Origin of the sequence: Kitasatospora sp. NPDC098652 (assembly GCF_044760155.1) — a bacterium.
In the GTDB taxonomy this organism is placed as follows: Bacteria; Actinomycetota; Actinomycetes; order Streptomycetales; family Streptomycetaceae; genus Kitasatospora.
Window position 1 is genome coordinate 51,765 of sequence record NZ_JBIWAQ010000029.1, and the last position, 25,700, is coordinate 77,464.

Sequence of the window (25,700 nt, forward strand, 5' to 3'; positions counted from 1 at the left end):
AGGCGACCCCCGGCCCGGGGGTCGCCTCACCCATTTCAGCGTGCGGTGCGAAGGCGCTCTTGCCGCTCGGTGACGAGGGCGTGCCACCGGTTGCGGACGGTCTCCTCGTCGTCGAGCCACTGCGTGGTGGACGGTGCGGGCAGCGGCAAGCCGGCCATGAAGTGGGCGATGTCCAGGTAGTAGGTGAAGTCGCCGCCCGCGGTGGCCTCGCGCAGCCGGGCGAGGGTGGCGGTCAGATCGTTCTCGGCGCCGCGGACGGCGTGGTGGAAGGCGAGGGCGGTCTCCAGCAGCGGGATGAGCCAGGGCAGGCCGGCGACGTCGATCTGGGCCCGCAGGACGGCGGCGCGGTCGGCGATGTCGCGGTCATCGGTACCGGCGTCGCGGACCAGGCCGGCGACGTGGGCGTGCAGCACGGTGGCGCGCTGGTCGAGCGGCTCCAGGTACTGGCGGGCGAGGGCGATCTCTTCGCCGGCCCGGTCGGGGTCGGCGAACGCGGTGACCAGGGCCAGCCGGGTCTGTGCGATGGCCCGCTCACCGGGCGCGTTGTACTGCTCGGCCTCGGCTCGCCCGTCGCGGAGGGCCTGGGCGGCTGCGGTGAAGTCGCCCTGCGGCCACAGGATGTCGCCGCGGACGCGGTGGCGGCGGCTCTTCCAGGTCAGGGTGGAGGCGGCGGCGAGTGCGGCGGGGAAGTCACCCGCGATGCGGGCGAGGTTGGCGATGCCGCGCTGGGCCTGGGGGGCGAGGCGTCCTCCCGCGGCGGCAACGTGGCGCATCCCTTCGAGGGAGGCGGCGGTGCGGCCGAGGTCCTTGTCGGCCTTGGCCCGGTAGTAGCGGGCGAGCTGGGCGAGTTCGTCGGAGAGCAGGTTGCTGTCCAGGACGGCGCTCAGGCGGCGGGCGGTGTGGGCGCGGTGTTCGTGCTGGCGGCGGCTGATGGCGGTGAGCAGGTCGGCGAGGGCGTCGGCGGGGGTGTCCGCGGCCTGGCCGTCGCCGTGGGCGGGGGCGGGTGGGGCGATGGGCTCCCACACGGAGTCGTCGACGTAGGCGTGGGCGGCGTCGGTCAGCCAGGCGAGGTCGTCCAGGTCGTGGTCGCGGGCCAGGCGCAGGCCTTGGCGTAGGCACGCGACGAGCCAGGCTCGGCCGGCTGCGGGGGAGTGGGCCCGCCACTGGCCGCCGAGCGCGGCCAATGCCCGTTCTGCGGCCTGGTGCCAGTCGGCCGCCGTCCAGCGGTCCGCCGTTGTGGTGTCGTCCGTACGCAGCGCAGCGCGGATGGCGCCGTGCAGGTGGTACGGCCAGATCGCGTACGGGTCTTCGCTGATCATGGGGCGTTCGACGAGGCGGCGGGCTGCTGCCTGGTGGGTCAGGCCGGCGGCCTGGGTGGCCAGGTCGAGGTCGAAGGCGTCCAGCAGGGAGGCGCTGCGCAGGACGTGGCGCTCGTCTGGGGTGAGGTCGGACAGGGTGCGGGCGATCAGGGCTGGGAAGGTGTGGTCGAAGTCGCCGGGGGCGGGGGTGCGGCCGGTGCGGCGGATCTCCAGGAAGCGGGCGACGGCCAGGTCGAGGTGCAGGGGCAGGCCGTGGGAGCGGGCGGTGATGACGGCGCGGACGTCCTCGGGGATGAGCGGCTGGCCGTCGTGGGTGAGGCGGCGGGCAAGGTAGCTGTCGCAGTCCATCCGGGAGAAGTCGCCGAGCAGGTGCTGGCGCTGGCCGCCCGCCGTGCGGGCCGGCTGATGCCTTTGGGGTGTCAGGTGCGGCCAGGCCTGGGGGCCGGTGTAGTCGAGCTGCCCTTGCAGGCCGTCCTCGCCCCAGGTGAGGCGGTTGCGGCCGGCGATGACGAAGAAGCAGTTCGGCAGCAGCCAGATCAGGCGCTGGAGCAGCCGCTCCAGGTCGCGGTGGCGGTCCTCGGTGTCCTCGAAGGTGTCCAGCAGGATGACCGGTACGACGGCGTGCTTGGCGGGCAGCCGGCTGATCTCCCAGGCCAGCAGGTGCGGATAGTAGCTGAGCGCCTCGAGGTCGGGGTCGGCCTCCAGCAGGGCGGCGGTGCGGGCGGCTCCTGCCAGCGCGCGGGCCCGCTCGCGGCGCTCACGCAGCGCCGTGACGAGCGCGGTGGCGACCTGGCCGGCTGCCGAGCCCACCAGGCCGGGCAGTTCCAGCGAGCCGGCGACCTCGCTGACAGCCGCTCCGAGCTGGCCGGGCAGCAGTTGGCCGACCTTGCCCATCAGCCCGGTGCGGCGGATGTACTCCTCCAGTGGCTCGCCGGGGTGCTGGGCGTCCCAGTAGCGGCGCAGTGCCAGGTCGAAGCTGGGCATCGGTCGGCCGACTGCGCCGGCCAGGGCGAGGCGGATGGTCAGGACGACGCGCTCGAAGTCGGATCCGGTGGAGGCGGAGCGTGCGAGGTCGATGCGCACGGGCAGCAGCCGCTCGCCCGCGCCGATGCCGGTGCCCCACTGCGGGGGGCGCTGGTCTGCGGCGGTGAGCGAGGCCTCCAACTTGCGTAGGAGCGTGCTCTTCCCGATGCCGCCGACGCCGTAGAACACGGCGACGTTGGCGCGGGGCGTCTCGAGGTCCTCGACGTCGAAGCCGGGGCCGGCGATGGTGCGCAGGTGTTCTTCGAGGGCGGTGGAGAACAACCCCCACTGGTGCTGCCGGTTGGTGAACGCCTCGGCGCTGTCGACCGGGTCGTTGGAGCTGAACAGCGCGCGAAGGTCGGCCACGAGAGTCCCCCCAGGACATGTCATCTGAGGCCAATTTAGGTGATGGACCAGGTCAAGGGGCAGGATCAAGCGGAAAAGGGCCGGGAACGGGCCACTGGCGGGCCCGTCCGGGCAGCCGGCGGCGCTGTCCCGGCCGAGACTGTTCGAAGCCCTCGAGGTGGTTCGCCGTGCACACTCCCCCGCCCCCGTCGTCCCCGGACGACGGCAGCACCCCGTACGAGGCAGCGAAGGAAGCGGTGGGCGCCGTTATCGCCTGGTACGGCCGCCAACTCCTGGACGCGCGGCGCGCCGGAGACCAGCAGCGTCAGGAGGAGCTGACCGGGCAGATGCAGGCCTGCACCGAGGACCGGCGCCGACTGGTTGACGCGGCGCCCGAGGAGATCGAGCACATCAAGGACCTGTACGCCGAGCGACTGAGGAACCTGGAGGTCGGCGGCAGCTGAGGCCGCGGCGGACCCGAAGGGCCGGTGCGGGGATCGGCCGGGGACGGGCGGTCACGCGCGCGCGGGCAGCGCGATCGCAGCGGCGGGCGAGTTGAGCCGACGCGGCTGCAGAGCAGCGGGCATGAGCGGGACGGCTAGGGCCCCGATGGCGGTCAAGTCGTCGCGGTACTGCGGCATCGCGGCGTGCAGGGCGCGCTGGACGGCCCAGAACGCGGCCGCCTCCTGGTCGGTGTAGGGGCGCGCCTGCTCTGCGAGCAGGGCCATCGCCGCCGCCGGGTGCTGAGGCCGCATGCGGGTCGGCTGGCTGCGATACAGGGCCGTGGTGTCGCGCCGCATCACGGTGACTTGGTCGACCACCGCCAGTTCCTCGGCGGCCGCGACGACGTCGGGCAGCACCTGGAAGTGGGCGTCGTGGCCGGCCGTGGTGGTGAAGCGGGCGGGCAGGCCGAGTCGGCTGACCTCGGCGTAGCGATGGGCGGTGCCCTGGCGGGAGTCGGCCGCGCGCACGGCCAGGACGAGCAGCTCCACCCGGTACCCGGCCCGCCGGTAGGCCTGCGCGTCGGCGGCGAACCGGTCGGGTCCGGCCGGGGTGGTCTCGATGACGAGGTTCCCGCGCCGCTCGCGTACGTAGGCCTCGGCCTTCGCCTGCCAGGCCCGGTAGTCCGCACGGATCCTCTCGGAGGCCCGGCGCGGATCGGTGCGCAGCAGTTGCAGGTAGTCCGGGTGCAGCGTCTTGAAGTCGTCGCCGGACAGGTGGACCGGGCTGCGCAGGGACCCGTGGACCAGGCGGGCGGCCCGGGTCTTGCCGGCGCCGGGCTGTCCGGCGATGTAGACCACGATGGGTTGGTCCTGGGTGGTGACCGGCTCCAGCATGGACGGCACGATCACCGCGTCGAAGACGAACTCGTGCTCGTCCGCCGACAGCCGGTGGTAGTCCACCCCGGGCGCCTGCTTCAGCGGCTGGGCGGTGCGGCGCACCGGTTCGGCCAGCGCCGCGGCCCGCTCGGCGTCGCGGCCTACGGCCAGCGCCCAGTCTTCGGGGATCCGGGGGTCGTGCACGCGCCGCTCGCAGGCGGCCAGCTGGCGGCGGAACCGGCCGGTCTCCGCCGCGCCCCACGGGCGGGTCCGCTCGGCGAGGACCGCCCGGTCCGCGCGCGCCGGACGGACCCAGGCCCCGCCGGCGTCGAGCTCGTTGGCGTACACGCTCTCCAACGCCGTCTCAGTGCTGCGCCGCACCACGAAGACCCGGTCGGCCAGGTGCCCGGCCTCCAGCGCGGCGAGCGTGTCGGGCAGGGCGGCGGCGCAGGCGTCGTGGTTGTCCCAGCCCACGTAGCGGGCCCGGCCCTCGACAGCCAGGTGCAGGTAGCGGTCCAGGACACCGAGCTGGCTGAGCGCCTCGGGCACGGCCAGGGCCACGATCTCGACGCGGTAGCCCGCCCGCCGGTACGTGGCGATCTCGGCGAGGAACTCCTCGGGGCGGCCCAGCGCCGCTTCCACCACCGCGTCGTACCGCTCCTGCCGCAGGCGCGCCTCCAGCTGCGCCTGCCACCCGTAGGTGTCCGTGCGCACCCGCACCCCGGCGGTGCGCACGTCCTCGGCGAGGAAGCGCAGGTAGTGGGGGTGAACGGCCTTGTAGGCGTCGCGATCCACCCGCACCGCCCCGCCCCGTCGGGAGAGCGCGGCGTGGACCAGGTCCACGACGAGCGTCTTGCCGCTGCCGGCCTGCCCGGCCACGAACACCACCACCGGCTGCTCCTGCGGCACGGCCCCGCCCGTCCACGCCGGCAGGATCACCTCCTTGAGGACCCGGTCGCTCTCGGGGACCGCCCCTTGGGCCTCGTACTGCTCGCGCACCGCCGCTCCGATCCGTCAATAGATTGATAGACGAGGCGGCAAGGGGTTTCAACTATTCCGTCCTCGCGGGGAAGCATAGACGTCGCATACCCTTGGCGCTAAGCCGATCCAGCTATTGGGAGAGCGGATGATCCACATCAAGCTGGGCCCCAGGACCGCAGCCAGGACGGACGACCCCCTCGGCCGCAGCCACACCGGCTGGGAACCCGGAATGACGGACCACCAGCTGTACGAGGCCGGACGCGGCGCCTGGGTCCTCGGAGCCAAGGCCGACCGCGAGCGCTACCTGCTGCTCGCCGCCGACGGCCTGGTACGCCAGGCGATCGAGATCGACCGCCTGGTCCAGGTCACCAGCAGCCGCCGCGCCGCCGAGGGCACCGTCCTGGCCGCCGGCCACCCCGTCCACGACGCCTACGTCGGCAAGCCCTCCCCCGTCCCGGCCACCGTCCGCAACCCCGTCACCTACATCGACTCCGTCCTCGACGTGAAGGCCTGCGCCTGCGGCTGCGGCGAGAGCACCACCACCGGCTGGTTCGTCCCCGGCCACGACCAGAAGGCCCTGCACGAACGCGTCGCCCAGATCGGCACGGTCCACGAGTTCATTCAGTGGTTCGACCGCACCCACCCCGGCAACCAGGCCGACTGACCTGCCCGGCACCGCCCCCCGATACGCGGATTCCGCTGACGAACCGGCACACCGTCGGGCACGCTGGTGAGCGTGATCCAACTGCCTGCCGTCCCCGCCTACATCACAGCCCTGCCGCGGGACTCCCGCGGATACCCGGTCCCGGCCGAGAACCCGTGGAGCGACGGCGAGCCGGACCTGGCCCGGCAGAACTTCCATCGCGGCGGCTCCCTGTGGGCGCAGAGCCGATGTGCGATCTGCGGCTTCAAGATGGAGCCAGGGGAGGCGAAGTACCGGCTGTTCGCCGAGGACGAGATCGGCGCGGTGATCCGGCACAACCGCTGCACCCGCTACGACGGGCCCGGACACCGCGCCTGCATGATCTTCTCCGCGATGGTCTGCCCGTTCTTCGCCACCCCCAAGTCGCCGCGCACCCAGCAGACCGTCCACGGCGAAGAGGTCCGCGGCCGGCGCCGAGGCACCTCCGCCGCCCTGATCGGCTTCCAGACCGTCTACCTGACCGTCGAAGGCGAACCCGGCGACCAGATCGCACGCTTCGTCTACGACGGCATCACCGACATGCTCGACTTCGAGAAGCCCGAAGAGCTGCGCCCGCACCTCGAAGACGCGATGAAGGCGCTCCGTTCACCACGCGAAGGCGACCGCCTCTACTGGCAGCGCAACGACGCCGCTCAACGTGCCTGGGCCAAGACCACGGCCCGCGTCATGCAGCAAGGAACCCGCATCCGCTAGCCAATCGCCGGGCAGCCTGATCGGCCCTCGCGGCGAAGCACGGCTTCGACCCAGCCGCCGGCCGGCCTTCCCTCCCGAGCCACTACCCGGAGCAGGTGGCCGCGGCGGGTGTTCAATGGCCCGGTCACCGCACGCTGAGCTGGGAGGGCACCACCGTGGGACGCAAGAAGCCGGGCAAGCCGCGCCGGGAACGGGCCGCCGCCGAATACACCCTGCAACAGCTCCAACCACCCGGCTACGACCAGTGGATGACCCTCGCCCCGGACGCCGCCACGAAGGCCGCAACCGACCCCCGACTCAGCCCCGAGACCATCGACCTGACCCGCCGCCTGGTCCGCCTCGGCCCCGCCTACGGGCCGAAGATCCCCGCCCAGGCGCTGTGGCTCGACCTCGCCCTCGACCAGGGCGCCCTGCGGCTGCGCCGGCCGGACGGCACGGTCGGCCGGCTGCCGGTCGCCGAACTCGCCGCCATGCTCGGCGGCCAGGGCGACGGGCAGGATCTTCGGGCCACGGTGCACGAGCTGCACGCCGCCGGCATGCTGCTCGTCGAACCGGACGGCGAGGACGACTGCGTGCTGCGGGTCGTCATCGGCAAGCCCGCCCGGCCGGGCGACCCCTGGCTGTTCGGCGGCGACCTCGCCAGCGACCTGGTCCCCCAGACGTGCATCCCCGGCGACCCGCAGACCCTGGGCGTGGAGGAGTTCGCCGCGCTCGGCTACCTGCGCTCCCACCTGGCCGAGGGCACCACCGGCACCGCCGAGGAGTACGCCACATTCGATGGCGTCGGCTCCGTCGAGCGCGCCCAGGAGCTCTTCGACGCCGTCGCCGACCTCGTCGACGTCCGCGGCTGCCCGGCCTGCCCCAGCGCCCACCTGTGCACCCGCGACCCCGAAGCACAGCCGGCCCTCTGACACCGGGCCCCGACCCGCCCGCGCGGCCGACACCGGGCCTCGGACCCACCTGGCATGTTCGCGGCCGAAAAACAGCAGGTCACAGCCCTGTTCACCACCACCACGCAGGTCTAGCATTCCCGGCACGGCAACCCCACCGTCCCCAAGACGAGGCTGCCGAGCAGAACGGCCACGCCCACGCGCGGCCGAAGCCTCCCCCGGCCGGGACCCCGGGCACCCCCCTTGCCCCCGCGGTCCCGGCCGGCTGCGCACCGCGGTCGGTGCCGCTCGCGTGCACTGGCAGACCGAAGCCCTCCGCCTTCACCAGCGCGTCTCGAATTTCACGGGCACCAGGATGGACTTTCAGTTCAGCAACAACCCCTCGCTCTCCCCGCCTTGTCAGTGATCCGGTTGCCCTGCCGTCCTGGCCGGGACCCGGCGGCAACCACAACGACGTTGCGGTCGGCAGCAGACCGGGGGGCTGGGCGCGGCGTGCTCCGCCCCCGCACCCGTGGCCAGCGCCCGGCGGCGCTGGACACGCCTACCTTGCGGGGGGCTCCTCCCCCCGCGCCCCCCACCAGCCCTGCGCGGGCTGGACATGCGCTGCCGCCTGCCCTGCGCCGCCGGATCCGCCGTCAGGGCCGTGGCCGGCCCCGCCGTCGGCCCGTCGACTCACCGGCTGGACCGTGGACGGTCCAGCCTGGGCAGTTGCCCTCGGTGAAGGTGGCCGGTGCCTGTACTGGGCCGGGGCCACCTGCCGATCCGGGCTGCCCCACCCTCCCCGACCTGCCTGCCCACCCAGCGGTTACCGACGTCACCACCCACCTGACCGAGCCCTTGTTGGCCACCTTCACGACCTAGGGGTGTGGGCCGGGACCACCCGTTGGCCCGCACCGGCCACCGACCCCACCAGCACCATCGGCGGCAGAGCAAGGGCGCCAGCCACCTGAACTCGTAGGTGTGTGAAGGCTGTTGAACGACACGGCCTTCACCTGGCCGTGACCAGTAGCCCAATGTGGGTGCCCGGCCCAGAATTCGGCAGCGGCGTGGGACATCAGCCCTCCGGATGCCGCTGCCAGCGTTCCGATGCTGAGCTGGAGCCTGCGGCCCCAGCGATGCGTGGTTGCCGTGACACCCGCACCAGGGTCCGAAGTGCGGACGTGCACCTTTACTACAGAAGAGGACATATGCCCTGACCTGCGGTTTTGCTGTTTCTAACGTCTGGTTTTCCAGCCGTTAGAGCCAGAAAACCAGACGTTACGGCAGGGGTTTGAGAGGTGGCTGCGCTGCGACACGACGTCTTGGAGCTGCGTTTTCCCGGCTCTGTCCTGTAGGTTCATGGCCCTAAGGTCTGGTTTTTCGGAGCTAACGTCTGGAAAACCAGCCCATAGGAACCAGATGGCGGACCGGTCGTTGAACCGGTTCTCGGACCGTGACGGCATGGTGAGGAGCAGCGATGGCTCGCAGGGGCAACATCGCCCTGGTGAACCTGGACACGGGTGCGGTCCTGCCTGCGCCGAAGGCGCGGACGCCGCACACCATGGACGGCTCCTACACCCTCAACGCCTACACCGACGATGCGGCGCTGTACTCGCTGGCGCTGTCCGGGGCGGAGTGGGCGACGATCGACTGGGTCCGCTCGAACGGCGGGGCCGGGGCGGCGGTGAAGGTGACCGCGGCGGCCGTGGCGGAGGCGATCCTGGCGACCGAGACGACTGCGAAGACGGCGCTCGCGCGGCTGGTGAAGCTGAACATCCTGCTCAAGACCAGCCCGCGGAGCCAGACTTACCAGCTCAACCCGCGCCGCTTCTGGGAGGGCTCCGGGGACGCCCAGGTCCAGGCGTGCCGCAGGCTCGACCCGCCGCCCATCACCCCGGACGCCAAGGCGGTAGCCGCTGCGAAGAAGGCCGCCGAGAAGGCCGCCGCCAAAACGCCCGGACCGCGCCGTACAGCCACGGCCAGGAGCACGACGAACGGAGGCACCCGATGAGCGCCGCCACCCACAGCCACCGCGGCGGTTTCGACCCGGACAGCCTCGGCATGCCGCCCGTCTACACGCTCAACCTCTCTGCCAGCCAGCGCAGCGTCCTGGAATGGCTTACCAGCCACGGCGCCGTGTTCGCCCCGATCACCGCCGACGTCGAAGAGATCGCCCACGACTGCGGGACCTCCACCTCCACCGCGTACGAGGCCCTGGCCCGCCTGGAAGCGCTCCAACTGGTCGACCACCCCGACCCGGGCAGCTACCGGGTCAACCCCCGCTTCTTCTTCGCCTCCAACCCCGAGATCCGCCGCCTGGTCGGAGAAGCACTCGAGGCCCCCGAGATCACTCTCGACGCCCGGGCCGAAGGCCCCCGGAAGGTCGGCAACGTCGACGCCCGCCGCCGACGCACCATCAAGGCCGTCCCCGACCAGGAATAGGGCCGCAGCGTCCGACGGGAGCGCTACTGTCAGCGGTGCTCTGTAACGTGCCGTGCCGTGAACGACGTTGGAGAGGACAAGCCGACACAGGCGGCCAGCGAATCCGTCTACGTGGTGGGGTCGCCAGCCGCCCGGCCGGTGAAGATCGGGAGAAGCGTCGACCCGGCCAGCCGACTCGCAAGCCTCCAGGCCGGGTCGCCCGTTGAACTCTGCCTCCTGGCGACGTTCCCGGGAGGTCCACGCCTCGAGAAGCACCTCCACGGCTGCTTCGCCCGTCAGCGGATCCACGGGGAGTGGTTCGACTTCCGGGACGAGGACCCCCTCGCGTTGATCACCGGCGAGGTCGAGGCGTACGAACCGGACCCGGGCCGGCCCGACAGGGCGAGGACTCCGCGCAGCGCCAGCGAGATCTCCGCAGCCGTGCTGGACCTCTACACCGCGCGAGCCCCCGGCGGGGATCCGCTGTTCATGACGAACCTGCGCATGGCCGAGGTGCTCGGCACGTCTCCGGTCAGTGTGAAGAAGGCCCTCGCCCGGCTTGTCGCCGAGGGCCGTCTCGTGGCTGTGCGGCCGCTGGGCCGGGTGATGCTGCACGCGCTCGCGAAACCAGTCCCGAGGACGGAAGTACCCGTGCCACGCCCGCGCCTGAGGCTTGTGCACTCGGCTGCCGAAGCCCCTCGGCCGAGCCACCAGTAGAAACTCGGTGCGCCTCGCCCGCTCGGGCGCGAGACTGTCGGTCATGACTGACCGCCGCAGGCTCTCCCTGCGCTTCTCCGAGTCCTCCGTCGACGCCCCCGTGCCCGCGCAGTCCGGCAGGCGCCGGCTGCTGCCGGTCGAGCAGGGCGCCGACTTCCGCCAGCCGCCCAGTGGGGCAGCGGCCGTGCCCGCACCGGCCCGGCGTCCACTCGCGGCCGGCGGCCTCACCTTCTCCGATCCGGACCGCCAGATCTGACCGGCCCGTCCCAGGTCGCTTTGGCCTGCCGCGGTCCGGGCGCCCGAGCGAGCAGGTCGGGCAGGCGGTGACGGCGACATGTGAGTTCACCCGTCGCCGTGGTCGCCGCCGTCCTCCTGCAGGAAGGCGACCTGGACGCGCAGCAGGTGGGTGTCGGGGTGGGTGTCCTCGTACAGGTCGAGGACCTGCTGGTACTTGCCCGCGTTGAACAGCGTGCGGGCTGCCTGCTGCTCCTCGGGGTGGGCGAAGCAGATGCAGGCCAGTTCGGCGCCGGCCCGCAGCGCGGCCTTCTTCGTGCGATAGACCCAGACGTCCAAACGCCCGGAGCCGCTGTAGCCGCGATGGGCGAGGGTCCACACCGCGGGCTTGCGGGCCGTTTCGACCGGCTGCCCGGCGCGGTGGAGCTGCGAGGCGATCTGCGGGCGGATGAACCCGTCGGTGCTGGTGGCCATGGCGCTCAACCTAACGTCGCCCGCGTCGCGGCCGGGCGACTTCGCCGGAACTCCATTCTGGTAGCCACAAGCCTGTGGCCTGGGGCGTGGCCGTTTGGGTACATGTCCCTCATGGGACGGATCAGGTGGGCGGAGGTCCTCGGGCGGGCCGAGCAGGTGGTGCTCGGCTACGGAGGCGACGTCACTCTCCGACAGTGCTACTACCGGCTGGTCTCCCTCGGAGTCATCCCGCACACCGTCTCCGCCTACAAGCACCTCTCCGCCCGAGTGGCCGCCGCCCGCCGCGCCGGCTGGTTCCCGGACCTGATCGACACGGTGCGCCAGATCCACGTCCCACCGGCCTGGGAGGACAACACCGAGATGGTCGGGCAGGTGCCCGGCTGGTTCCGCCTGGACCGCACCCGCGGCCAGAAGGTGGCGCTGTACGTCGCCGCCGAGAAGGACACCCTGCGGGTGCTGTTCACCAGTTGGCTGGAGGAGTACGGCATCCCGGTCATCGTCGTACGCGGCTTCAGCTCCCAGTCTTACGTTCAGCAGGTCCGCGAGCGCGTCACCGCAGACCCCAGGCCTGGCGTTCTACTCGTGGTCGGCGATTTCGACTGTAGCGGTGAGGATATTGAGCGGGACTGGGTGCAGCGCACCGGCTGCTGGAGCTCGGTGACCAGGGTCCTGCTCACCAACGAGCAGCGCATCGCCTACGGGCTACCGCCAGCGGAGGGCAAGGCCGGCGACCCGCGCTGGCCCGCCTTCGCCGCGAAGTACGGCTTCGACCCCGTCCGTCCGGTGCAGTGGGAGGTCGAGGCGCTGGAGCGCGACGAGCTGCACCACCTGCTCATGGCGGCCGTCGAGCCGTACGTCGACCGCGGGATCCTGGCCGAGGTGCTCGCCGACGAGCAGCGGCAGCGTGCGCAGTTGCAGACCTTCGTGAACGGCTGGCCCCGCCGGTAAAACGGCGGCTTCCGCAGCTGATGCCACGGCCGGACGGCCGTGCGTCGACCCGTCTGGCGATGCTGGGACGTGGTGTCTCAGCAACTGTCCTAGGTGAGTCTCAGGGTGTCCGGTTTCGACTGTTTCGCTAGGACAGTCCAAGGCGTTTCGCCTGGTGACGGTGCTCTGGGCCGGGCCTGGGACAAGGGTGGGACATCCGGCCCGTGCGGCCGGCTACCGGCCGGGTGCGGCGTCCTCGATGGCGGCGAGCAGGAGGGCACGGACGGCGCCGGCGGCCTCGCGGGTGGCCGGGTCGGGGTCGTCGAGCTGTGGGGCGATCAGTTCGGCGGCCGCGGCGAGGACCGGCACGGGGACGGTCGCCTCACGCAGGTGGAGGAGCTGGGAGGCGGCGCGCTCGCCGGGCGTGGTGGCGGATTGGGCGGAGGGGATGACGGCGCTGATGCCGCGGCCGAGTGGCTGACTGATGGTCACCCGGTCTATTCTCCCGCGTGCCGGACGGTGGTGATCACCACGGCCGGTCGGCGGCGGGCGCGGTGGGCAGGCGCCCGTGGTGGTGGCGGGTGACGGCCTCCAGCAGCGCCTGGCGGGCCTGGCGCCAGCGGACGTCCTCGGCGCGTCCGACGCCGATGGCCCATTCGGGCAGCGGCCTCTCCTGCGCGGCCGCGGTGAGCGCGCGGCCGAGTTCGCCGATCGCGCGCTGCCACTGGTCGAGCCAGCCGACCAGGTCGCGCACCAGCTGGTCGACGGCGGCCGCCGGGTCGGCGCCGAAGCCGCGCGCTTCGGTGGCGGCCTCCGTCAGGGCATCCTCGTCCAGGCCCTCGAAGGCGTCCCGCCACGGCTCGGCCGCATCCTCGAAGGCTTCCAGCGTGGTGCGCAGCGCGCCTTCTACGGCGGCCGGCGACCACGGGGGAGGGGTGCGGGGCGCGCGGACGGTGTCGGCCAGGACCTTGCCGGCGCCCGGGCCGAGTCCTCGCCGTACGGCGGTGCTCACCCGGTCTCCTCGGCGGGCCGGGCGTCGTCCAGGCCGTCGCCGTTGGCGCCGGTGAGGTTCTCCACGGTGTCCAGGTCGAGGCGGCCGGCGACCTCGTGCAGGTACTCCCATTGGTCGCCGTCCAGGCCGAGCGCGGGATCGTCCGCGACGCGCAGCAGCGCGGCGGCCGCGACGCCGTCCGCGGCGACCGCCAGCGCGTTGTGCATGGCCTGCGCGTACGCCGCCGGGTCCTCACGGCCCTGGTAGTGCAGGGCGATCAGGAAGGCCTCCGTCGCCCGGGCGCTGACGTGCCGGTAGGCGAGCTGGTCGAGCGGCTCGTGGTGGTCGTGGCCGAGGACGAGTCGGGGCCGTTCGGCGGACAGCCCGCGGGCGTCGCCTGCCTGGGTGGCGGTGCGGCCGGCCGCGGTGGCGGCGTTCAGTTCGTCGGCGAGGATTGCGAGCTCGCGTGGCAGGTCGCCGAGCGCCGTTCCCGGCATGGCGGCCGCCACCGTGCAAGCTGTGGCCAGGGCAAGCCGCTCGCCCGGGTAGAGCTCGGGCAGGGTGCCGGTGCGTGTAGCACCGAGCAGCACGTCCGCCGACAGCGTGTAGCGCAGCTCCTTCGTGAGCCGTCCTGCGCCACCGGGGACAACCTCCCCGTTGCTGGCCCGCTCGATCGCCTCGGCCGCCCGCTCCAGTACCCGGCCGTGCCTCTGGTCCTCTTGGCGTCCGGCGAGCTCGCGCACCCACTGTCCAGCCTGCTCCCCGGCGGTGCGGGCCCGGTGGAGCGCGGCTTCGGCTTGGTCGGGCGGGTCGGGCAGCGGCAGCGCAGACAGCGGAGAGGTCGTCATACCGGTGCAACCGCCGCAGGGCCCTGCCGGTCACGGGAAGCAGCGGGTGCAGCAAATCGGCCTTGCTGCACCCGGGCACGCTGCTCCCTGTGTAGCAAGGGCACCCTTGCTACACGCCGCTGCTTCCGGCGGTGCAGCAGCGTGCCCGCTGCACCGCCGACGCTGCGACTGCGACGGCCCGCACAACCCGCGGCGGCGGTGGGCTTGGTTGTCCGTGCCCCGTTCCGGGCGGCCGCGTTGATCTGGGCATGGGAGACAACTCGTTGACGGTCCAGTCGCTGGTCGCGGCAGTGCGGCGTCTGAACCTCGCCGCCGAAGAGCGCCGTGATGCCGAGGAGAAGGTGAGGGAGGCTGTCACGCGGTGCTTGGCAGCGGGGACCGCGATCGGAATCGTCGCTGAGGCGCTGTCGGGGCTTCGGGACGCGGCCCAGGCGAGCATCCTTGAACCGGAGCGCGGTACCGCCGACGACCGCGCCGACGGCAACCCGCGTGAGGCCGCCTCCGCGGAGCCCCCGATTCGGCCCGCTCCCGCAGACGGGCTGTACACCCTGGAGCAGGCTTGCGAGGCGGGCATCCTGCCCGCTGCCAATGCCGGGTCGGTGCGGGCGCGCAAGAGCAAGGCAGTACGCGCCGGCATCCCGTTCCCCCGGGGCGTCAAGGAGGGACGGACGACTCGCTTCACCGGCGTGGAACTGGCCGACTGGTGGCAGCGCTCCGGCGATCTGAAGAAGGCGTCCGCCGGCTGAGATCGTGCATCGCCCGACCGCCTGGCCAGCGGGACAACAGGGATCGCTGGCGGGACAAGGGAGCGGCCAGTGATGGGACAACATGTAGCGGCCGAACCCAACAGCGGGACAACGTGCGGCGCTGCCGGGACAACCGGCAGCACGGTGCAGCGGCACGTGCTGCTGCTGCTGCGCCGCGCGTGCTGAACCGCTGGGTGCGGTAGCGGAGGAGTTCCGGCCCGGTCCGTAATCCGTGCCCCTTGATGCCCGCCGGGTGACCGCGTTTTACGGCTCGCGGGTCGTAAAGGGATCGGCGCGGGAGGGCGTCAGGGTTACGATCCCGACCGTGAGTAACGACCCGGGCCGTAATTCGGCTACCTGCGCTGACGTGCTGTTCGATGTGCTGCCGGAGACGCCGGCGGCGCCGGTGTGCGTGCGGCCGGGCTGCGGGAAGCCGGTGCCGGTCGCCGAGTCCGGCCGGGGCCGGCCCACTCTCCACTGCTCTCGCTCGTGCAAGTCGAAGATGGCCCGCGCCAAGGCCAAGGCCAAGGCCGCCGCCGAGGCGGCGGGCCGGACGGTCCCGGAGCAGACGGCGCCGGCGCCGGAGGGCGTCCGGGCCGCGATGCTGGGCCACCTCGCCGCCATGGAGAGCACAGCCCGGGCCTTCTTCACCGCCGTGGACACCGACCCGGTGGCCGCGTACGAGGCGTTCTATCAGGAGTACCTGCGGCTGGAGGCCCGGGTGCGGGCGGCGGCGGCCGACGCGCGCGACGAGGTCCGCTGGCCCAGTCTGACCGGGGACGCGCTGGAGCTGCGCCGGGCCGAGGAAGACCTGATGCGCCCGGACGTCTTGGCCCGCGTCGCCCCGCACGTCCTGGCTTCTGCGGCCCGGGCCGTAAATGCGCCCGAAGCCGGGTCGGCGCCGAAGCCCGGAGAAACGGCCCGAGCCGCAAATGCCGCCCCCGCGCCCGGCCCCGGCACACCCGGGACAACGGCCCGGGCCGAAATCCGCCCCGGCGCCGCCGTGTCCGCCCCGGCTGCCCCGGCCGAGCAGCGGGCGCAGGCCTTCGAGGCGCTGCGCCGCGCGGCGTGCACGATTCCGACGGTGCGGTTCGGCGAGCCGGACCGCCTCGACGACCTGGACCTGACGGTCGGTGAGGGCTGGCTGTTGGCCTCCTGGGACGACCCGCAGGCCACGGACGTTCACCAGCTGCTCTACCGGGGCCGGCCCATCGGCTGGACCGCGCCGCTGCCGGACGGGCCGTGGGGGCAGGCCGGGCACATCGCCGCCGCGTACCGGGACGCCCAGGAAGCTGTGGTCCTGACCGACCCCGCCAGCGGGGCCCGCACCCACCGCTCGGTCGGCCAGGCCCTGGACGTCCTGCACCGCGCGCACCTCGACCGGCTGCGCGCCGAGCGCGCGATGCCCGATGTGCCGCATCTGGCCCTCAAGCGCCCGACCGGCTGGAGCCTGCCCTCCACCCGCGGCCTCGGCGACCCCGACCGCGCCGCCCTCGACGACGGCCTGGTTCACCTCACCTGGCCCGACCACCCGGGCGTCCAGGAACTCCAGCGCGCCGGCCAGCCAGTTGGCTGGATCGAGGAGTACGACGTCCAGCGCGGCACCTGGACCGCCCTGATCGACAGCAGCCTCGTCGCCAACGCCGCCAGCGGCGAACCCCTTCGCTGCCCAGACGCCGAAGGCGCTCTCGCCCTGCTGCGCCGGGCGCTGGGCGAGCACCTCACCCGCTGGTAGGGGCCGGTCGGGATTGGCCGCCCCGGGTGCCGTACTCGCCGCATCCCGGCAAGGGGCTGGTCGTTGACCAGCCCATGACGACTGAAACCGCCGCTGCCCCCGACGTGGACGTTCGCTCGCTTCGTGCCGAGGACTTCACCGCGTCCGACAGGGCACGCATCAACCTGGGGTGTCACCTGACGACACTGATCGGGCATGCCGAGGACGTGTTGGGAACGCTCTGCTCGGACGAAGCGGTCTCGGGGGACTACGTGGCCCAGGCGAGTACCTTGCAGGCGCTGGCGTTGTTCGGTGTGGTCGCGGACGCGGTCATCGTCGAGCGGGTGCGCGGTACCGAATGGGACCGTATCGGTAAGCCGTTCAGCCTCAGTGCCGAGGAAGCGGAAGCCAAGTGGGGAGCGAAGGTGGAGGAGTGGCGGTCCCAGACCAAGGTCCAGAGCGATCTCGTCCGTGACCCCGCCCGGCACCTCGACCGCGTCGACCGTCACATTGCCGCCGACGGAACCCGCCCCGCCAGATCCAGGCGGCAGCCGCTGAGCAGGGTCCTGGACGCCGCCGCCGCGTTGACCGGCCGGGACGTCGCCGCTGCGGACCGCGCGTTCGCCGGTACCCAGGCGTGCAGCCACTGCGACCACTGTCGTCGCTGACCGCCGGTCGGTAGTGATTCCGCTCACGGACATTCCGGGAGGACAAGGGGCCTGACCGGGGCGAATCGGGCGGGACAACATGGTGGTCAAGGGGTGGGACAAGGGGTTCGGTCAGACCGCGGACAAGGGGGCTGCGTGCAGTGTCGGCCGCGTCCGGGCGCTCCGCCCGGACGCCGGGCCGGCCACCGCGCCGGTTCCGGCCTCCTGCTGACGGAAGGCCACCTCGATGACCACCACCTCGCTTGCCGCACCCGGCCCGGACGACGGTGATCAGGCCGCCGAACACCATCAGCTGGGGCGGGCGGCGAAGGCCTCGCCCGGCCGGGACAAGGGGCCCGGTCTGGCCTCCGTGGGCACCTCCGCCGGCACCTCCGTGCCCTCGGCGGCCGACCGGCCCGTTTCCGCAGGCCAGCAGCCCCGGACAAGGGGCCAAGGCCGTGGCGACAACCCTCTTCCCCCAGCTGCTGAGGCGCGGTGGAAGGCGGACTCGACGGAACCGGTCAGGAAGGGGGTCTTGGTGTCGCTCGGCCTGTTCCAGCGCGCCACCGCGAGGGAGCTTTGGCATCTGGTCCTGCCGGGACAGCGGAACGACAAGGCGACCCGGGACGCCCTGGTCGACCTGGCGGCCGCCGGGCGGGTGCGGGAGGAGCTGCGCCTGCCGGACAACCGCAAGCTGTGGACCCTGACCGCAGCCGGCCGCCGTGAAGCTGCCCAGTTGCTCCCGGCCGGGACGAAGCTGGCCAAGCTGCGCCCCGAGCGCGACCGCAAGGGCACGGCGTTCTCCGACCACGCCCTGGACGTCGTCGCCACCGCCGGCCTTCTCGCCCGCGCCGGGTTCGGGTACCTGGAGGCGTTCTCCACCGAGGTCGAGCACCCGATCCCGCACCGCCGCTCCCTGTTCACCGACCTCGTGCTGCGCGACCCCGGCGCGAAGGTGCCGGTGCTCCTGGTCGAGGTCGACAGAGAGAACGAGGGCGTCGGCACCCTCGCGGAGAAGCTCACCTCCTACCGGGCCTGGTGTGAGCTCCCGGCGAAGGGCACGGCGAAGGCGGCCTTCGAGGCCTCGCTGCGCCGCCGGGGCGCCCGTACGCACGGCCTGCGGCTGTGGCCGACCCTCTACCCGCCGACCGGCCGCGAGGGGCTGCCACCGGTCGCCCTGGTCCTGGAGGCCGGCCGCAAGCGCGACCGCCCCGGCACCAAGCGGCTCACCCCGCAGCAGAAGGCGGAGAAGGCCCAGCGGGACCACGAGCGGCTGCTCAACCGCATGACCGCGGTCGAGGCCGCCACCGAGGACATCTGGCACGCGCCCGCGTACGGCGGCGACGCCGTCCACGCCCGCGACCACCACCGCGCCCTGCCGGTCGTGGCCACCACCCTGCCGCTGCTGCGCCGCCACGGGGCCGACGCCCCGGTGTGGCGCCGGTTCGGCCGCCGCGGCTGGCACACCCTCACCGACGCGCTCGACAATCCGGACGGCGACGAGCTGCTGGCCGTCGAGCGGGCGGAGGCGGATCGGGCCCGCCGGGCGCGGGAGGCGGCGGAGCGGGAGCGGCGCCGTCCGGCCTGCCGCCGCTGTGCGGTGCGGTTCTCGGATGAGCGGTGGGAGGAGAAGGAGCGGGGCTGGAACGACGACGGGCTGTGCGCCGGCTGCCGCCAGGCCGACGCGGACCGGAAGGCGTGGGAGGCCGCCGAGCGCGAGCGGGCCGCCGCCGAAGCCGCGGCTGCCGAGGCGAAGCGCACCGGTTCCTGGTGGCGCCGGTCCTGACCCGGCCTCACTCCGAGCACAGGCCGCTGACCTGCGGTGGGGAGTTTCGCCCCGGGGCCGGTGGGTTTCGCCTCGGGCCGCTGGGGAGTTTCGCCTCGGCCCCGGTGAGTTTCGGGTGTCGTCGCAGGTCAGCGGCCGGTTAGAACGGACTGCGGTACGCCGTCCGGGTGGGGGCGGGGTTCGGCTCGGTGGCGTGGTGGGCAGAGCCTGCGACATAACGACTCCCATGAGCAGGCGCCAGCGCCGTCCGGCCGCACCCGCCCTGCTCGCCCCCGCCGCCCCGGTCCGCACGGTGAGGCTGCCGACCCCGGCCCGGTCGGGCGAGGCTGGGTGCTGCCGGACCTGGTCGAGCGAGCACCTGACCCCGGGCGGGATGGTCGTCAGGACGACCTGGCACGAGCCCGCCTGCCCGGCCTGGGCAAGGCGATGACCACCAGGGCGGTCACGGGGACGGGGGTTTCGCCGGAACTGCCCGCCGGACGCGGTGGAAACGGGATACTCGGGCCTGTGACGACGAAGAGCCCGGCGGGCCTGGAACTGCCTCGGATCCTGCCCGGCAACCCGGCCTGGATCCAGCACGCCGCCTACCTCTCGGAGGTCCTCGACCTGACCGCGGCCGCGGCCCGCGTCCGCCCGGGCGGGTACCCTCTCCCGGCCCTGGCACTGGAGACGGCGGGGGAAGTCATCGGGGAGATCGCCGCCGACCTTGCCGCCGCCGCGGTGGACACCGCGCCCCCGGCCGTTCTCTACGTCCTCCCCGCCTGGGCCTTGAAGGTCCTGCAGGATGTCCTGGCCGCGCTGCGCGCCGCAGCCGGCGACGGGGAGGAGGCCTGCGTGCTGCGCTCGACGCTGGTGCTGCTGGGGGAGAGCCTGGACTACCCGAGGGGCCGGACGCCTGCCGAGATGGCGGCGGATCTGGAGCCGGTGGTCGCGGTCCTGGCCCTCGACGGTCCGGCGGTGCGGGCGGCGGCCACCGATCTGGCCCTGAACCGGTGGCAGGCCGGCACCGAGACGGCGCTCACCGAGGTCTACGCGCAGTGGGTCCGCCTCGGGGTGCCGCTGTAGGACCGAAGCGATGCAAGGCACCGCGCCGCTGCGCAGGGCGGTTGCCGACCCGCTCACCCGCTTCGCTGCTGCCCTCACACCCGCGGTCCCGGCCCCCGACCTCACCCCGGGCCATGCCACCGGCTGGACCGCGCCCGCCGACCGCGCCCTGGGCGAGGCACGCCGCGACTACGCGCTCGGCGACGGCCTGGTCCACTCCGGCGCGCTGCGCCGCGAGCTGCTGGTGGCGGCCGTCGCCGTGGTCGAGCAGGCGATGACCGGCGCGTCCTACCAGTGGCGCCGACCACCCGCACGATGTTCACGGGAACGGAAGTCGCCGGTGGGTGCGGCGCGGCATAGTGCGGGGGTGACTGCGACTCCCGCCGGCCTGGACCTGCCCGCACGCCGACGCCGCCACGCCCGGCTGATCGCCGCCCTGACAACAACGGTCGGGGCCTGCGCTTCGGCGGCGCAGGCGCTGTACCAGCCCGTCGCCGACGCCCCGCCCGGGCAGGAGGGGGTCGTGGTGGACCCTCTGCCGGTCGTCTACCTCGGCCACACGGTGGCCCCGCTGCTGGAGGCGGCCCGGGCCGAGGACGAGGCCCGGTGGCCGGCCGCCGTCGAGCGGGAGCGGGAGCAGGCCCGGCGGACGAGCGCCGCGAGGGTGGCGCTGGCGCGGGCCGAGGAGATCGTGGAGGAGCCCGGACTGTCCTGGCCCGTGCCGCTCCCGACCGCGGAACAGGGCGCGGCCATCGACCTGGCCGGTGCCGGTGACCAGGTCGCCGAGCTGTGGCGCGCCGACCCCGCGCAGGCCGTCGCCCTGGTGCGCGAGTTGGCGGCGGGCGGGGAGTTCACCGCGGCCGAGGTCCTGGACGCGGCGGTCGACGCGGCCACTGGTGCCGGGGTGCTGGCGCTGGCCGACGCGGGCACAGCGTCCGACCCGAGCATGATGGCCGAGCAGTGCCTGGAAGCCGTCCCGTACTTGGTGCTCGCGGTGGCCCTGGCATCCGCTGACCTCGACTGAACGGAGAAGTCGAGATGCCGGAAGGCCGCCACCCGCAGGTGGCGGCCTTCCCCTGCCTTCTCGGGGCCCCGGCAGCGTACCGCCGGCCTCGGACACTGGCCTGGAACAGGAGCGGGCGGCCGTGCGGCCCGAACCCCCAACTACGCCGCCGCTTCCTCGACCGGCTCGTCGATGTGCTGGAGCCGGCTACGGGCCTCGACCCGGTCCTCGACCGGCAGGCCCGCCCAGTACTCGTCGGCCCACACCGCGTGCGAGGCCTGCCGCTCGGCCTCCTCCAACCGCGCGGACTCAACCAGCTGTTCCTCGCTCACCCCGCGCCGCGCGGCCCCCAGGTCACCGGCCCAGGACGGCAGCGCGGCCAGGAACGCTCGGCGCTCCGCCCGCACCGCCACCAACGCGCGCTGCGCCGTGATCAGGTCGCTGGTGTACGCGAAGGTCTTCTGCTGCTTGCCCACGGCAGGCAATCGTACGTGCGACCGGATCCGTGCCCGGCTGCGCCCCGCCGGTGCCCACGTCGCCTCGGCCTGGCTCTGCGCGGGCAGAACGAAGTGATCAACCCTGTGGTGACCAGGCCTACAGCTCGGTCCACCCGCACGCCCGCCCACCCTGCGGGCCGAGCGGGTGCCAGACCGGTGCGGACGGTCCGCGCTGGACCAGGTCCTCGATCCGGGCGGCGCCGGCCGGGACGGCGGTGAGCAGCTCGGCGACGGCCGGGTTCTCCTCGGCGGCCAGCCGCAGGTCCGCCACCGCTGAGCGCACCTCGGAGGCCGCCGTGCCGACCAGGACCACCAGCAGCCGCGGGAAGGACCGCCAGCGCCGCTCCCACGCCCGACCTACCCCGTGCTCGCCGGTCTGCTCCCACAGGGCGGCGCAGGCCGCCAGCTGCGCCGCGGTCTCCTCGGCGCCGACCCCGGGGCGGTGCCGTTCGACGAACGCCCGCAGCCGGTGCCGCTCCGCGCCGGTGCCGGCGGTGTACGCGAGCTCGGCCGCGGGCCGGTACACCCCACTGCCGGCGACCGACTGCTCCGAGTTGGGGAGGAGGTCGAGCGGGCCGCAGGCCTCGCCGCGGGCGCGGGCGTCGGCGACGAAGGCGGCGTGGATCCGGCCGACGTCGAGCAGGTGCTCGCGCCCGTGCCTCACGGCGAGCTGCTCACCGTCCAGCGCCTGGGCGCTCGGGCGACGGGCCTCGGGGAAGGTAGCCGCCACCGCTGCGCCCTGGGCGGTGAGGTGCCAGGCCTTCGCCCGGCCGGCCTGCGGCAGGGTCACGAAGTCCGCCAGGCCATCGGCGTGCAGGCGGGTCAGCCGCTTCTGGGTCTGCTTGATCAGAGCGGTGCCGCCGTGCAGCTGGTGGAGCTGCTCGGCGGTCGCCAGCGTGAAGCGGTGAAGCGTGACCAGAACGTCGTGGTCGGTCTCCAGATCCCCGTGCACGAATGTGCTCCCTTCCGAAGTACGGGCTTATCCCGTGCTCGGAGAATGGAACCCCACGAAACTCACCGGATTTCTCACCATCAAGGTTGGTAGTTCATAACGATCTGATAACTCCTGCCATCAAGGTATCCCGCGTTCTAACCGGTCCGAAATGCGGTCCGTAATCCCGTCCGCTAACCAGTCCCGACCTCGGGGCCCCTGGCGGTCTGAACGGCGCGCCTCTGACCTGCTGGAATGTCCATCAAGGTGCCTGGTGAGTTTCCTTGATGGGCCATCAAGGAAACTCACCGATACCTTGGTGGCCCTGGTTAGTTTGCCGGACCGCTTCCGTTCCCCCTGCCGTTTCCCCCTCCGCTGCCCCTACCGGCCGCCTCGGGCCCGAGAGGCGAATCCGCCCAGCTCAGCGCCCGAATCCGGGCCGCCACCGCATTCTGACAACCCTCTTCTCCCGTCTTTCTGCTTTTGGTTTTCGTTTGTGGTTGTGGCGTTGTCGGTTGGTCGGTTCGGGTTGTTGCACCTGCGGTGGGCCTTTCTCTTTTCTCGCGTCCGGCTGGTGCCGGCCGCTCGCTGGTCGGGGGGTCGCGGCGGGGCCGGAGAGGGGTGGTTGGAGAGGGCGCGGCGCGCCGGTCGGGAACGGGCTTGGCCGCTGTCGTAGCGGCCGGATATCCCTCAGAGGCAGCAGCCGACCACGACCACCGGGAGAAGCCCGTGAGCACCCGTCAGAGCCTCGCCCAGCCCGACGACAACGACGACCAGGCCGACGCCGTCGTACCCGCCGAGCCGACCCGGCCGGGACGGACCGCGTACCGGCGCGGCGCCGCCAACCCCAACGGCTCGACCACGAGCTTGCGCGCCGACGTCCTCGGCGCGCTCGGCGTCCTCAAGGTCGCCACCGCCGACCAGCTCCAGCGCCTGCTGCGCCCCCGGGCGGTGTCGAACACCGTGATCCGGCAGGCGCTGCGCGATCTCGCGCTGCACGGCCTGGTCGCCTCCGACGGCAACACCCGGGACCGGCACAAGACGTGGCGGCTGGAGGGCGCGGCCGGGTTGGACGCGGCCGCCGCCGTGCTCGGGATGGTCCGCTCGGAGATGGGCTCAACGGCCCGTGGAGCCGGCCGCTCCGGCGCCCAGCACGCGATGGCCGTCAACGAGACCGTGCTCGCCTTCGTACGGGGCGGGACCGCGCCCGAAGCCGCGGGCGGGGTCGGCACCGTCACCGAGTGGGCGACCGAGGTCGAGTTCCTGCTGCCGGGCGGTCGGCGAAAGGTGCGCCCGGACGCGGTGTGGCAGGCCCCGGAGATCGGGGTGCCGGTCCTGAATGGTCGAGGTCGACCGGTCCACCATGGCGCCGGAGCGGGTCGCGGCGAAGTTCACCGCCTACCGCGAGCTGTTCCGCACCAAGGTGAAGAGCACCGACCCCGCGCTGGCCGACCGGGGCCCGGCCGACGGCACCGTGCACTGGTGGCGCCGTGCCTGGCCCGGCCACACCCGGCCCGGCTACCCGCCCGTCGCCCTGGTCGTCACCGGCGCCGGACCCACCGCCCTGGCCAACCGCCAGGAGGCCGTGGCGGACCTGTCGGCCGAGTGCTGGCGCGGCACCGGGTGGACCGTGACCCAGGACGACAACGACGGCGACGGCTGGCGCGAGTACGACGACGCCGTGCCCGTCCTCGCGACCACGCTGGAGCTGCTGGCTGAGCACGGCCCCCTCGGCCCCGTCTGGTGGCGCTACGGCCGCCCCGGCCGGCACTCCCTGCTCGACGCCCTGGAGAACCCGGACAACCGCGCTGCCTACAACCAGCGCCAGAAGGTCCGGGAGAAGAAAGCCCGCCAGGAGCACCGAGAGTGGATGCGCACCCTGGCCTGCGCCGACTGCGGCAAGGTCCCCAAGCAGGAGAGCACCTGGCACTACGGCCCCGACGGGAACCGCGTGGAGTGGACCCACCAGCCCGGCGGCCGCTGCTGGGCCTGCCACCAGGACCGCGAGGAGCGCCTGGAGCGGGAGGCCCAGGAACGGCTGGAGGCAGCCCGGGCGGCGAACGCCGCACTGCGCCCGTGCTGGACGTGCCGGGGCTCGATCGGCGGGAAGGAGGGCTCGAAGCTGGAGCTGCGGGAGAAGGCCAGCCCGGACCGGCTGGAGTGCCCGCAGTGCGAACAGGACCGCGCTGCCGAGGACTTGGGCCCGCTGGTGCTGCCCGTCCCGACCAAGCGCGAGCAGATGGCCGCACTGGTCTCCACCCCGGATGACCCGTGGTGGGAGGACCGCGTGCTGCACGCCAAGCTCTACCCGGCGAAGGGCCGTCGTGTGTGACCTGTTGGTTGTGGTGGGCGTGTTTTGGCCTTGGATGCCGTGTTGTCTGGACCTTTGGTTGGACCTGTCTGGGGGTGTGGGTCGGGTGGTTGTGGTCGGGGTTTGGTGACTGTGTGTGGTGGAGGGTGGGGGTCGGGGGTGGGGTGGGGCTGTTCGGGGGTGGGCGGGGTGTTGTGGGTTGTTTTCGGGGGGTGAATTCCGCTGGTAATTCCGTGTGGTTGTTTTGGCGGATTGGTTTCCGGTGGTGGTGTGGATTCGGGTTGGAATTGGGGTGGTGTGGTGGTGGCGGGGGTTGGTGTTCGGTTTGGCGGGGTCGGGTTGCGTGCTTCTCGGTGGCCGCTGTGCGGGCCGTCGGCCTCGGCGGCTCCCTGCCTGCCCGGTGCCTGCCTGCCGCCCGCTGGTGGGCCCGGTCCGCCGTCCGGCGCTGCTGCCCGCTGGTGGGCCCGGCCGTCGTCGTGGTCGGCCGCCAGGTCGTCCCGCTGCGCCCGGCTCGGCCGCGCCGTCCCCGCCGTTCTGGGGCCGCTGTCCGGGGGCCGGTGCCGCCGTTCTGGTGCCCGCCTGCCGCCCCGCTGCTGCGCCTGGCCCGCCGCCCGGCGTTGCCCGCCTGCTGCTGGGCCCTGGTCGTCGTCGTGGTCGTCGTCGTGGTCGGCCGCCGGGCCGTCCCGCTGCGCCCGGTTCGGCTGCGCCGTCCCGTCGTCCTGGTCGGTCCGGGTGCTGCTGGGTGCCGCCGTTGCGGCTGGGCGGCTGGGTGGCCGTCAGGCCGCTGTGGAGGCCGTGCTGGTGGCGGCTCGGGAGTAGTGGGTGGGTTGTCGCGCCTGTTGTCGTGTTGCCTGTCGCGTTGGGGTGGTGTCGTGTGGTGTGACGTGGGCGGATACCCCTGATCCCCTGTGTGTGGTCTGGGCGCGACAGGTGGGTGCGACGGGGTGCCGGGGCGGGGCCGCGGCTGCTGCTCGGTGGTGGCTGTCGGGAAGGCCGGCCTTCTCGACGGCCTGGTGCTGGTGGTGGTGCTCGGCGGTCGGTGGCGGGTGGCCGGGTGGTGGGTGACCTGTGACAGCGAAGTTGGACGGTTTGCCAGTGAAGTTGGACCAAAGCTAGTTTGTGACAGCGAAGTTGGACCGATTGGGCTGTCGTCAGCT

26 protein-coding genes and 1 pseudogene are annotated in these 25,700 nt (G+C 73.0%); 18 read left to right on the plus strand and 9 right to left on the minus strand.

The window, feature by feature from the left end; all coding sequences use genetic code 11:
* Positions 1-35: 35 nt before the first annotated feature.
* On the minus strand, positions 36-2,708 hold the full coding sequence (locus ACIQWA_RS36730; protein WP_402490397.1) for an ATP/GTP-binding protein: 2,673 nt from the start codon (positions 2,706-2,708) through the stop codon (positions 36-38).
* A 167-nt stretch (positions 2,709-2,875) separates the two neighbouring features.
* On the opposite strand from ACIQWA_RS36730, the gene ACIQWA_RS36735 reads away from it, so the two are divergent.
* Positions 2,876-3,151 (plus strand): hypothetical protein, encoded by a 276-nt coding sequence (locus tag ACIQWA_RS36735; RefSeq protein ID WP_402490400.1) that lies wholly within the window; start codon positions 2,876-2,878, stop codon positions 3,149-3,151.
* Between the two features lie 51 nt (positions 3,152-3,202).
* On the opposite strand, the gene ACIQWA_RS36740 is transcribed toward ACIQWA_RS36735, so the two are convergent.
* On the minus strand, positions 3,203-5,005 hold the full coding sequence (locus ACIQWA_RS36740; RefSeq protein WP_402490402.1) for a zeta toxin family protein: 1,803 nt from the start codon (positions 5,003-5,005) through the stop codon (positions 3,203-3,205).
* Positions 5,006-5,132: 127 nt separating this feature from the next.
* Between ACIQWA_RS36740 and ACIQWA_RS36745 the strand changes: the two genes are divergently transcribed.
* The 7 genes from ACIQWA_RS36745 (at position 5,133) to ACIQWA_RS36775 (ending at position 10,646) form a co-directional block, all read left to right on the plus strand.
* Positions 5,133-5,651: a hypothetical protein gene (locus tag ACIQWA_RS36745; RefSeq protein ID WP_402490405.1), complete on the plus strand. Its 519-nt coding sequence runs from the start codon at positions 5,133-5,135 to the stop codon at positions 5,649-5,651.
* A gap of 72 nt (positions 5,652-5,723) precedes the next feature.
* Complete coding sequence (locus tag ACIQWA_RS36750) at positions 5,724-6,383, plus strand: hypothetical protein (protein WP_402490408.1); 660 nt, start codon at positions 5,724-5,726, stop codon at positions 6,381-6,383.
* 155 nt (positions 6,384-6,538) lie between these two features.
* Positions 6,539-7,294: a hypothetical protein gene (locus tag ACIQWA_RS36755; protein ID WP_402490411.1), complete on the plus strand. Its 756-nt coding sequence runs from the start codon at positions 6,539-6,541 to the stop codon at positions 7,292-7,294.
* Positions 7,295-8,729: 1,435 nt separating this feature from the next.
* On the plus strand, positions 8,730-9,263 hold the full coding sequence (locus ACIQWA_RS36760) for a MarR family transcriptional regulator (RefSeq protein ID WP_402490415.1): 534 nt from the start codon (positions 8,730-8,732) through the stop codon (positions 9,261-9,263).
* Complete coding sequence (locus ACIQWA_RS36765) at positions 9,260-9,694, plus strand: MarR family transcriptional regulator (RefSeq protein ID WP_402490418.1); 435 nt, start codon at positions 9,260-9,262, stop codon at positions 9,692-9,694. The genes ACIQWA_RS36760 and ACIQWA_RS36765 overlap by 4 nt, the downstream gene beginning before the upstream one ends.
* 57 nt (positions 9,695-9,751) lie before the next feature.
* Entirely contained in the window at positions 9,752-10,390 is a 639-nt protein-coding gene (locus ACIQWA_RS36770) for a GIY-YIG nuclease family protein (RefSeq protein ID WP_402490420.1), read from the plus strand.
* A 43-nt stretch (positions 10,391-10,433) separates the two neighbouring features.
* Positions 10,434-10,646, plus strand: coding sequence for a hypothetical protein (locus ACIQWA_RS36775; RefSeq protein ID WP_402490423.1), 213 nt, complete (start codon positions 10,434-10,436; stop codon positions 10,644-10,646).
* 86 nt (positions 10,647-10,732) lie between these two features.
* Here the strand turns inward: ACIQWA_RS36775 and ACIQWA_RS36780 are convergent, their stop codons facing one another.
* On the minus strand, positions 10,733-11,098 hold the full coding sequence (locus ACIQWA_RS36780) for a hypothetical protein (protein WP_402490425.1): 366 nt from the start codon (positions 11,096-11,098) through the stop codon (positions 10,733-10,735).
* 111 nt (positions 11,099-11,209) lie between these two features.
* On the opposite strand from ACIQWA_RS36780, the gene ACIQWA_RS36785 reads away from it, so the two are divergent.
* Entirely contained in the window at positions 11,210-12,046 is an 837-nt protein-coding gene (locus ACIQWA_RS36785) for a hypothetical protein (RefSeq protein ID WP_402490428.1), read from the plus strand.
* Positions 12,047-12,259: 213 nt separating this feature from the next.
* Here ACIQWA_RS36785 and ACIQWA_RS36790 read toward each other — a convergent pair whose 3' ends face one another.
* Genes ACIQWA_RS36790 through ACIQWA_RS36800 form a run of 3 tightly spaced genes read right to left on the minus strand, consistent with a single transcriptional unit; the run spans position 12,260 to position 13,864 of the window.
* The gene (locus ACIQWA_RS36790) at positions 12,260-12,517 is read right to left on the minus strand and encodes a hypothetical protein (RefSeq protein WP_402490431.1); all 258 of its coding nucleotides are present in this window, start codon (positions 12,515-12,517) and stop codon (positions 12,260-12,262) included.
* A 34-nt stretch (positions 12,518-12,551) separates the two neighbouring features.
* Positions 12,552-13,037 (minus strand): hypothetical protein, encoded by a 486-nt coding sequence (locus tag ACIQWA_RS36795; RefSeq protein ID WP_402490434.1) that lies wholly within the window; start codon positions 13,035-13,037, stop codon positions 12,552-12,554.
* Positions 13,034-13,864, minus strand: coding sequence for a hypothetical protein (locus tag ACIQWA_RS36800; RefSeq protein WP_402490436.1), 831 nt, complete (start codon positions 13,862-13,864; stop codon positions 13,034-13,036). The genes ACIQWA_RS36795 and ACIQWA_RS36800 overlap by 4 nt, the downstream gene beginning before the upstream one ends.
* Before the next feature lie 248 nt (positions 13,865-14,112).
* Here ACIQWA_RS36800 and ACIQWA_RS36805 point away from each other — a divergent pair, with 248 nt between their 5' ends.
* The 7 genes from ACIQWA_RS36805 (at position 14,113) to ACIQWA_RS36835 (ending at position 20,825) form a co-directional block, all read left to right on the plus strand.
* Positions 14,113-14,610, plus strand: a complete 498-nt coding sequence (locus tag ACIQWA_RS36805) for a hypothetical protein (protein WP_402490439.1) — start codon at positions 14,113-14,115, stop codon at positions 14,608-14,610.
* Positions 14,611-14,977: 367 nt separating this feature from the next.
* Positions 14,978-16,345, plus strand: a complete 1,368-nt coding sequence (locus ACIQWA_RS36810) for a hypothetical protein (RefSeq protein ID WP_402490442.1) — start codon at positions 14,978-14,980, stop codon at positions 16,343-16,345.
* Between the two features lie 74 nt (positions 16,346-16,419).
* Positions 16,420-16,992, plus strand: a complete 573-nt coding sequence (locus ACIQWA_RS36815; protein ID WP_402490445.1) for a hypothetical protein — start codon at positions 16,420-16,422, stop codon at positions 16,990-16,992.
* 517 nt (positions 16,993-17,509) lie between these two features.
* A complete protein-coding gene (locus ACIQWA_RS36820) occupies positions 17,510-18,757 on the plus strand; it encodes a replication-relaxation family protein (protein WP_402490463.1) in 1,248 nt (415 codons plus the stop codon).
* A 226-nt stretch (positions 18,758-18,983) separates the two neighbouring features.
* Positions 18,984-19,187, plus strand: coding sequence for a hypothetical protein (locus ACIQWA_RS36825; RefSeq protein ID WP_402490448.1), 204 nt, complete (start codon positions 18,984-18,986; stop codon positions 19,185-19,187).
* A gap of 77 nt (positions 19,188-19,264) precedes the next feature.
* Entirely contained in the window at positions 19,265-19,822 is a 558-nt protein-coding gene (locus ACIQWA_RS36830; RefSeq protein WP_402490451.1) for a hypothetical protein, read from the plus strand.
* Positions 19,823-19,832: 10 nt separating this feature from the next.
* Positions 19,833-20,825: a hypothetical protein gene (locus ACIQWA_RS36835; protein WP_402490453.1), complete on the plus strand. Its 993-nt coding sequence runs from the start codon at positions 19,833-19,835 to the stop codon at positions 20,823-20,825.
* A 140-nt stretch (positions 20,826-20,965) separates the two neighbouring features.
* Here ACIQWA_RS36835 and ACIQWA_RS36840 read toward each other — a convergent pair whose 3' ends face one another.
* The 3 genes from ACIQWA_RS36840 to ACIQWA_RS36850 form a co-directional block, all read right to left on the minus strand.
* Positions 20,966-21,280 (minus strand): hypothetical protein, encoded by a 315-nt coding sequence (locus tag ACIQWA_RS36840; RefSeq protein WP_402490455.1) that lies wholly within the window; start codon positions 21,278-21,280, stop codon positions 20,966-20,968.
* Positions 21,281-21,398: 118 nt separating this feature from the next.
* Positions 21,399-22,253: a replication-relaxation family protein gene (locus ACIQWA_RS36845; RefSeq protein ID WP_402490457.1), complete on the minus strand. Its 855-nt coding sequence runs from the start codon at positions 22,251-22,253 to the stop codon at positions 21,399-21,401.
* 669 nt (positions 22,254-22,922) lie between these two features.
* The gene (locus ACIQWA_RS36850; protein WP_402490465.1) at positions 22,923-23,231 is read right to left on the minus strand and encodes a hypothetical protein; all 309 of its coding nucleotides are present in this window, start codon (positions 23,229-23,231) and stop codon (positions 22,923-22,925) included.
* Here ACIQWA_RS36850 and ACIQWA_RS36855 point away from each other — a divergent pair.
* Together ACIQWA_RS36855 and ACIQWA_RS36860 are read left to right on the plus strand one after the other, a co-directional pair.
* Positions 23,169-23,483: pseudogene (locus ACIQWA_RS36855) on the plus strand (hypothetical protein); the annotation flags it as partial. The gene ACIQWA_RS36850 and the pseudogene ACIQWA_RS36855 sit on opposite strands and share 63 nt — an antisense overlap.
* Positions 23,484-23,571: 88 nt before the next feature.
* Positions 23,572-24,564, plus strand: coding sequence for a hypothetical protein (locus ACIQWA_RS36860; RefSeq protein WP_402490468.1), 993 nt, complete (start codon positions 23,572-23,574; stop codon positions 24,562-24,564).
* Positions 24,565-25,700 lie beyond the last annotated feature (1,136 nt).